The sequence below is a fragment of the uncultured Flavobacterium sp. genome (genome assembly GCF_937967675.1).
In the GTDB taxonomy this organism is placed as follows: domain Bacteria; phylum Bacteroidota; class Bacteroidia; order Flavobacteriales; family Flavobacteriaceae; genus Flavobacterium.
Genome location: NZ_CALBSN010000125.1, coordinates 1 through 8,458 on the forward strand (window position 1 = coordinate 1; position 8,458 = coordinate 8,458).

Below are 8,458 nucleotides of genomic sequence, written 5' to 3' on the forward strand. Positions count from 1 at the left end.
AAAATATTCTCCATAAGTACAAAAATACAACAACCAATTCTTACTTTTGTGCTGTAATGGAAAATTTGCTTTCAAAAATTAACAACCCTACCGATTTAAGGAAACTTCCTGAAAATCAATTACCTCAATTAGCCAAAGAATTGAGAGACTTTATCATTGATATTGTTTCAAAAAAAGAAGGGCATTTGGGGGCAAGTTTAGGTGTTGTAGAATTGACCATTGCGCTACATTATGTTTTCAACACACCAGAAGATTTACTGGTTTGGGATGTGGGTCATCAAGCTTATGGGCATAAAATCCTAACCGAAAGACGTGATATTTTCCATACCAACAGAGAATTAAATGGAATTTCAGGTTTTCCTAAGCGAAGTGAAAGTGTTTATGACACTTTTGGAGTGGGACATTCTTCTACTTCGATTTCGGCAGCTTTAGGAATGGCATTGGCTTCGCAATTAAAAGGAGAAATTGACAAACAACATATTGCCGTGATTGGCGATGCTTCGATTGCAAGCGGAATGGCTTTTGAAGGTTTGAATCATGCTGGAGTTACCGATGCGAATTTATTGGTTATTTTAAATGATAACGCTATTGGAATTGATCCAAGTATTGGCGCTTTGAAAGAGTATTTAACCGCAGTTAAAGAAGGAAAAAACCCGAAACAAAATAACATCATCAAATCCTTAAATTTTGATTATTCAGGTCCGATTGATGGTCATGATTTACCTAAGTTAATTTCGGAATTAGACCGATTGAAATCGGTAAAAGGTCCAAAATTCTTACATGTGATAACTACCAAAGGTAAGGGATTGCAATTAGCGGAAGAAGATCAAGTTAAATATCACGCGCCAGGAAAATTCGATGCTGAAACTGGAAAAATTCATCCGAAAGACGAATCGAATTTACCTCCAAAATTTCAAGATGTTTTTGGGCATACATTAGTAGAATTAGCAAATCAAAACGAAAAAATCATTGGAATAACTCCGGCTATGCCAACAGGAAGTTCAATGACCTACATGATGGAAGCATTTCCAAAACGCGCTATCGATGTTGGAATTGCTGAACAACATGCCGTTACCTTAGCCGCTGGAATGGCAACACAAGGAATGGTGGTTTTTTGTAATATTTATTCCACTTTTCTACAACGTGCTTATGACCAAGTGATTCATGATGTTGCGTTACAAGATTTACCCGTTATTTTCTGTTTGGACAGAGCAGGTTTGGTGGGTGAAGACGGAGCTACCCATCATGGTGTATTTGATATTGCGTATTTGAATTGCATTCCAAACATGATTATTGCGGCTCCAAAAGATGAAATCGAATTGCGAAATATCATGTTTACGGCTTCAGAAGGTTTGAATCATCCGATTGCCATTCGCTACCCAAGAGGAAGAGGTGAAAATGTGAATTGGGAACAACCTTATGAGAAAATGGAAATTGGGAATATAAAAGAACTTCAAAAAGGAAGTAAAGTTGCCATTTTATCTACGGGAACTATTGGTAATAATGTTACGAAAGCATTGAAAGAAGTAGACAATTCAAAACTGTTTTCGCATTATCATTTTCCATTTGTAAAACCATTAGATATTGAAGCTATCAAATCTATTATAAATTCTCATGACCAAATTATTACTATCGAAGATGGTGTAATTACAGGTGGTTTTGGGGAACAAATCAATACGATTATTACAACAAATGATTTAAATACATCCATCATCAATCTTGGAATTCCCGATTCTTTCATAGAACATGGAACAGTTTTTGAGTTACAACAACTTTGCAAAATCGACGTTAACAATATTATTCAATTATTAAATTCATATTACAATGTTTAAAAAAGCCTTTGTGTTTGCATTATTTTTGGTTGTTTTCCATTCCAATGCTCAAATTGTAAAAACACAATTACCCGATTCTACTTCGTATTGGACTAAAGAAAATGTGGTAGGTTTAGATATTTCTCAGATTACTTTTGTCAATTGGAATGCAGGAGGTAATAACTCTATTTCAGGTTTATTAAAGGGTAAGTTTGTTCGAACTTATGTTAAAAATAATGTTCGTTGGAATAATGAATTGATAGCGCGATATGGAATTAACAAACAAGAACAACAAGATGTTAGAAAAACAGATGACCAGCTTCAGATAAATTCTACTTTTGGATATAAGAAAGATTCAATTTCGAATTGGTATTATGCTGGAAAATTTAATTTCAACACACAATTTGCTAATGGATATGCTTATCCAAATACAAGCTTAGCTATTTCAAAACCATTTGCACCAGCATATACTTTCCTTGGGGTTGGAGCAGAATATTCTAGAAAAGATTTGAATTTAACGCTTTATTTGTCTCCATTAACACAAAAAACAACATTGGTTTTTGATCAGAGATTAGCAAATCAAGGAGCTTTTGGTGTTGAAAAAGCCATTTATGATGAGCTTGGTAATTTGATTCGTGAAGGTAAAAACATCAGAAATGAAACGGGTATTCTAATTACAAATCAATGGAAAAAAGAGGTTTATAAAAATATTAATTTTGAACATAGAATTTCTCTTTACACAGACTATATCAATAATTTTGGAAATGTTGATGTAGATTGGCAGTTACAATTAGATATGACAGTAAATCAATATGTAAAAGCAAATATTGGAACTCATCTTGTTTATGACGATGACATAAAATCTAAAGAAGAAAAAAATGGGGAGCAAATAATAAAAGGGCCAAAGGTTCAGTTAAAACAATTATTAGGAATAGGAGTTACCTATTCATTCTAAAATAAAACTTTATGTATAATAAAAAAAGGCTTCATTTCTGAAGCCTTTTTTTATTATACATAAAGTAAATTATTCTTTAATAATTTTTGTAGAATAAGAAAAATCAGAACCTTCAATATTTACAGCATATACTCCACTATGCAAACCGTTTAAGTTTAATGATTTTTCACCTGTAAAATCACTTGATGTTTCAACAACTTTTCTTCCGTTAATATCATAAACTTGTATTGTTAATTCTCCAATATAATTAGCTATTGCAACATTAACAATACCGTTAGAAGGATTAGGGTATACCTTTATTCCTTTAGACAGTGCAATATCTTCATTAGAAAGAACGGCATTTGTCAATGTACCAGAGAATACACCTCTACCATAAGTAGCAGCGAAAACATTATAAGCGGTTGGTGCTGTTGGTGAATTAGGCTGTAAATCCAAATCCGTAACTTTAACATTACTCATTCCGTTGTAAGCTTGTCTCCATTGTAAAGATTGAGCAGACGTACCAGCTGGGTTAAACCCTGTTGCATACCAAACACCTAATTCAGTTCCAATTAACAATTCGTCTGTTTTTAATGGATTTTGAACTATAGCTTTTACAGGTAAATCAGGTAAATTTCCTTCAATACTATTCCAAGTTACACCTGCATCTGAAGAATACCATACATTTACGACACCGTAGTTGTGCATAGTTACAAAAATTTGACTGTCATTAGAACCAAACTCTACGTCTGAAATACTTCCAACAAATGATGAACCCGTAATATCAAACCACGTAGCACCAAGACCATTTGCATTAACAATTTTCAATAACTTACCGTTCATTGTTCCAACATATAGTGTTGTTGGAGTTACTTTACCTACTGTTAATGCTGTTGGATAAGTTGTTAATAAAGCATTTGTCAAGTTTGTACGTGTTGGATTACCTGCTCCTAAATAATTAGAATATCTTCTAACAATATAAGGTGTTGCTAAAGTAGAATTTGTTCCATCAGAATAAATAATGTCATTTGTAGAATCCAATGCAAAAGCAGGATAGAAAAGTCCTAAATTAGCTCCACTACTTAAGGATTTTTTTAATGTACCATCTAAATTTCTAACATTAGTATTATCATTGTAAACATAATTAGTTACATAATATGCACTAGCAGCTGTTGTAGCATTTTGTTTGAACAAAGGTTTACCACCATCACCTCCTTGAATTTCGACACTTGCACCAACTCCTGTTAATCCAGTTGTTGTACTTCTAGTTGAAGGAAAATAATTAGACCCATTATCTTGAGCTCCTGCTAAGAAGAAGTCACCAGACATACCCGAAATTCCTTTAGGTAAAACAGCAACCCCTACAAATTGAGTAACGTTGAATCCATTATTTCTTGCTACTGCAGGAGTTCCAGTAGTAGACAAACTTCCTGAATAATAAACACCACCATCGTTTCCAAATATAGCAACATTAGAATTCCCTGGTTTAAAAACCATAGCATGCTGATCAGCGTGAACATCTGAAGTCCAGTTTGAAATAGTTACCCATCCACCTGTTGTTGTTCCACCGTTAGCAGATCTATATAAATCAATTCCTCCAACATATAAAATTTGATCATTTGTTGGGTCTGATTCAATCATTAAATCGTAAAAAGCTTGTGCTCCTGTAAAACCATAAGTTATTTCTCTAGACTCATTACCAGTCGGTAAAGCTAATACTGTTGGGGCAGTAGCAAATGCATCATTTGTAACTTCCAATTTAACTTCAATTGTAGGATTATTACTATCTGCCTGGCCAAGCTCTGTAAGTATGTATACTTTATTTGCATTAGTATTAGAAGTTTCAATTTCTACACGTTGTCCACCTCCATTACCAGTGACAGTGTGTTTCAAATCAAATGTAGCTCCATTGTCAGAAGACATAAAAACTTTTCCACCACCATCGCCAAATGTCCAACTATTAGTAGAAGACACCCATATTTTTCCATCAGCACCTATTTCTATATCATTTGGACATGTTTCATTACCTGTTGCTGTAACAGGCAAACTTAATCTTGTCCAAGTAGAGCCTCCATTAGTAGATTTATATAAACCGTAATTTGTAGACCCCATAAAAGTGTTACTTCTAGCTTCAGAATAATATCCATCACCTACAGCAGCATATATTTCAGAAACACCTCCATTATTCTTAACAACAACATCATTTATAAACTGAATCCCTGGAACAAGATTACCTGTAAACTCCCCTGGCATAATAGGCTTTAATGTCCCATTCAAATCCGTTAAATTAGCCATCAGTAAATCACCATCTTCTTTTGAAATCATTATAGATGGAATTCCTATACCTGTATCAGTACCACCCATTGTAATTGGTCCTCCTGTAACATTATTCATCATGATTACAGCTAATGCACCTGCTGATTCAGCAGCTGAAACTTTATCAACGAAAGCACAAGTACCTCTTCTAATTAAAACTATTTTACCAGATAACGAACCTGCTGGCATTGCGGTACAACCATCTTCAGTAGGAGCAGTTCCATCATTCATAATCACAATAGGAGCTGTAATTGTAGTTGTAATTTCAGGTCCAAAACTTGCTTGAATTGAAACATAATTACCCGCAACATTCGATGGAGAATTAATCGTTAAATTAGAAACATTTTGCTGAATAGTATTTCCTGTTATTCCTCCTAAAACTCTAGACCAAGTTGCTCCAGCATCAGAAGTTTTCCATAATCCATTTCCATTTACATCTCCAAAAACATAAGACTCTCCTGTACCTACATACCAAACACTAGTATTATTTGGATCAGCATAGATACATTGAACATTTAAATTTTCTGGTAAATTTAATCTTGTCCATGAAGAAATTGAACTACTAATATTTGTATTTTTCCACAAACCACCACTTACTCCACCAGCAATAACAGTGTTGTAAGTTAAATCTGTAGGGTCAAACATTATTGCTCTTGTTCTACCTCCTACATTATTAGGTCCTCTCTCAATCCATAAATTATCACTAGCATCCCCAGGAACTCTACCATTTTGCAGGGCAGCAAGTCTTTCTTGTTTTAATGACTCTCTAATTATCTCTAATTTCTCAGGTGTAGGAGTTCCTAAAGAAGGATTCATAGAAAGTAACCATTCTTGCTCGTTAAACTTATCTGGAGGAAGGCCTAATGCTTTTCTCTCTTGTTTAGAAATATGAAAAGTTTTTTTAACTTTACTGTTCTTTAAAAATTCATCATGCTTTTTTCTTAATTCTAAAATCTCTTTTGAAACGTTAGAATTGTTAGAAACCGTTTTGTTGTTAATTACTTTTTCTGATTTTTCGATAGGATTTTTTGTACCTTTTTCTTGTGAAAAAGCAAAGGAAACAAAGAAAAAAGTAACTACAACTAATAGTAATAGTTTTTTCATGGTATATGAGGTTAATTTATAATTCGAACAAAATTAACATTTTACGTGAAATTCTAAAATTTTTTAGTACTTATTTTTAAATTTTTAACTTTTGTTAGCCTGAATTGTCTTATATAATTCGAAAGCTTTACCATCGGTTAACAAAGAAACAAAATGACAAATATGCAACAATCTGTCGTACAAGATTTCTTTTTGAAATTGGAAACGTTCTGGTAATAATTTCAGTAATAATTCATCGTAGTTAGAAGCTGTTCCGTTTACTTTTTTATTATAAGCCGTACAAAATCCATCTAATAAACTATTGATGATTTTATAACCCATTACTTCTTTCTGAATTACTTCCTTACTTTGATATACGTTTTTGACACTAATTTGGATGATGTCATTCATTTGTGCTTTGTACTGACTTTTATCCATCAAGGCAAATGGAAATTCTCCAGCCAAAATAGCTTGCTCGTTTTCCATAAAAACTGCTACCGCATCGTTGATTAAACTTCCAATAGCTAAGGCGCGCAAGTAACTAATTCGATCTTCTTTAGTGATTAACTCGTTGTATTTTTTGGTGTCGATTCCGTTTTTGACTAATTTAATTAGGTATTCTAACGCATATTCTTCCGAAATCCAACCTAAATTGATTCCGTCTTCAAAATCGATGATGGTGTAACAAATATCATCAGCCGCTTCAACTAAATAGGCTAATGGATGACGCTCAAAACCGATATCGTTTCCTGATTTATTCGAAATCAAACCCAACTCATTAGCAACCTCAGCAAAGAATTCTTTATCTTGCTGAAAGAAGCCATATTTTTTATCGCAAATTTTTTGGGTTGGTTTTTTGGGTAAACTTTCTTTCGGATACTTCATAAAAGCACCCAAAGTCGCATACGAAATACGCAAACCGCCTTCGATTCCCTCTCGAGAAGAAGCTAAAACTGAAAATCCGTTGGCATTTCCTTCAAAATCGATTAAATCTTGCCATTGTTTTTCGGTTAATTGGTCTTTGTATTGCAATCCGTTTCCAGTTTTGAAATATTCTCCAATGGCTTTTTCTCCCGAATGTCCGAATGGTGGATTTCCAATATCATGAGATAATGCCGCAGCCGCCACAATCGCACCAAAATCATTCGCTTGATAACCGTGAACTTCTTGTAAATGCGGATATTTTGCAATGATTTGCTTCCCAACCAAACGTCCCAAAGAACGACCAACAACAGAAACTTCCAAACTATGCGTTAGTCGGTTGTGCACGAAATCGGTTTTTGAAAGTGGAATGACTTGCGTTTTATCTTGTAGACTTCTAAAAGCGGCAGAAAAAATAATTCGGTCATAATCGACTTCAAAGCCTAAACGGGTGTCGTCTTGCTCTTTTCGTAAACGTTTACTGGTGTCGCCTTGTCTTTTTAAGGACAATAATTGTTCCCACTGCATCATAAGATTCTAGATTGAAGATTGCGGATTTTTATATTACTCTTTTTCGTTAGCCAAAAAGAAATTTCTCGATTTTTTTGGATACTGATTGTAACTTTTATCACTCGGGTTTACGATTACCGATTTAATATTGATTTCGTCTCCTACTTTAAAATTTTTCTCGGTATATTGGTAATCCAATAAATATTCGCCACAGAAATAATTCCCATCTGCATCTTTTTCTATAATTCCGGTGTAAATTCCTTTTTTATCTTTTGACATAATTCTATTTTTTTCAAATGTACGAATTGGATTGTAATTATTTAAAACAAAAACAGCCATCGTAGTGATGACTGCTTTCTTTATTCTATTATCTATGTTCTTTTATTTAATTAAGAACCACACATTTCACAATCTTCTGGACCAGAATTTCTAGCTCTTTCAATCATAGCTCTGTATTCTTCTGCAGACATTTCTGCTGGTTCTTCTAAAACTGCAATAGCTTCTACTTTTTTAACTTCAACATGTTGTTCTTTCACTTCAATTGGCGCTTCTTTTTTGTCGTTGTTTAAAGTAAACTTAATCGCATCAACAGCTGCTTTTGTTCTTAAATAATACATTCCCGTTTTTAAACCTGATTTCCAAGCGTAGAAGTGCATTGAAGTTAATTTCGCATACGTTGCATCTTGCATAAACAAGTTCAACGATTGCGATTGGTCAATAAAATAACCTCTTTGACGACTCATATCGATAATATCTTTCATCGACATTTCCCAAACCGTTTTGTACAATTCTTTTAAATCAGCAGGAATTCTTTCAATGTGTTGCACCGAACCATTGTGACGCATGATTTCTTGCTTCAATGTTTCGTTCCACAAACCTCTTT

General features: G+C 33.8%; 5 protein-coding genes and 1 pseudogene. 2 read left to right on the plus strand and 4 right to left on the minus strand.

Translation table 11 applies throughout. From position 1 onward, the window contains the following. The first annotated feature begins 56 nt into the window (after positions 1 to 56). Complete coding sequence (locus Q0075_RS08640) at positions 57 to 1,832, plus strand: 1-deoxy-D-xylulose-5-phosphate synthase (protein WP_297869178.1); 1,776 nt, start codon at positions 57 to 59, stop codon at positions 1,830 to 1,832. Next, positions 1,825 to 2,766 (plus strand): DUF3078 domain-containing protein, encoded by a 942-nt coding sequence (locus tag Q0075_RS08645; protein ID WP_297869176.1) that lies wholly within the window; start codon positions 1,825 to 1,827, stop codon positions 2,764 to 2,766. Before Q0075_RS08640 ends, Q0075_RS08645 begins: the two co-directional genes overlap by 8 nt. Positions 2,767 to 2,835: 69 nt before the next feature. On the opposite strand, the gene Q0075_RS08650 is transcribed toward Q0075_RS08645, so the two are convergent. From Q0075_RS08650 to Q0075_RS08665, 4 genes and pseudogenes are all read right to left on the minus strand, one after another. Further along, positions 2,836 to 6,165, minus strand: a complete 3,330-nt coding sequence (locus tag Q0075_RS08650; RefSeq protein WP_297869177.1) for a PA domain-containing protein — start codon at positions 6,163 to 6,165, stop codon at positions 2,836 to 2,838. A gap of 84 nt (positions 6,166 to 6,249) precedes the next feature. Next, positions 6,250 to 7,593, minus strand: a complete 1,344-nt coding sequence (dgt, locus tag Q0075_RS08655) for a dGTP triphosphohydrolase (RefSeq protein ID WP_297869179.1) — start codon at positions 7,591 to 7,593, stop codon at positions 6,250 to 6,252. A gap of 36 nt (positions 7,594 to 7,629) precedes the next feature. Continuing rightward, complete coding sequence (locus Q0075_RS08660; protein ID WP_250582198.1) at positions 7,630 to 7,854, minus strand: hypothetical protein; 225 nt, start codon at positions 7,852 to 7,854, stop codon at positions 7,630 to 7,632. 110 nt (positions 7,855 to 7,964) lie between these two features. After that, positions 7,965 to 8,458, minus strand: a pseudogene (locus Q0075_RS08665) (ribonucleoside-diphosphate reductase subunit alpha); the annotation flags it as partial.

What these genes read in the sequence shown, in the direction of transcription:
- Q0075_RS08660 (WP_250582198.1), bottom strand. Translation starts at nt 7,854, where the DNA reads ATGTCAAAAGATAAAAAAGGAATTTACACCGGAATTATAGAAAAAGAT.
- Q0075_RS08640 (WP_297869178.1), top strand. Translation starts at nt 57, where the DNA reads ATGGAAAATTTGCTTTCAAAAATTAACAACCCTACCGATTTAAGGAAA.
- Q0075_RS08645 (WP_297869176.1), top strand. Translation starts at nt 1,825, where the DNA reads ATGTTTAAAAAAGCCTTTGTGTTTGCATTATTTTTGGTTGTTTTCCAT.
- Q0075_RS08650 (WP_297869177.1), bottom strand. Translation starts at nt 6,165, where the DNA reads ATGAAAAAACTATTACTATTAGTTGTAGTTACTTTTTTCTTTGTTTCC.
- dgt (WP_297869179.1), bottom strand. Translation starts at nt 7,593, where the DNA reads ATGCAGTGGGAACAATTATTGTCCTTAAAAAGACAAGGCGACACCAGT.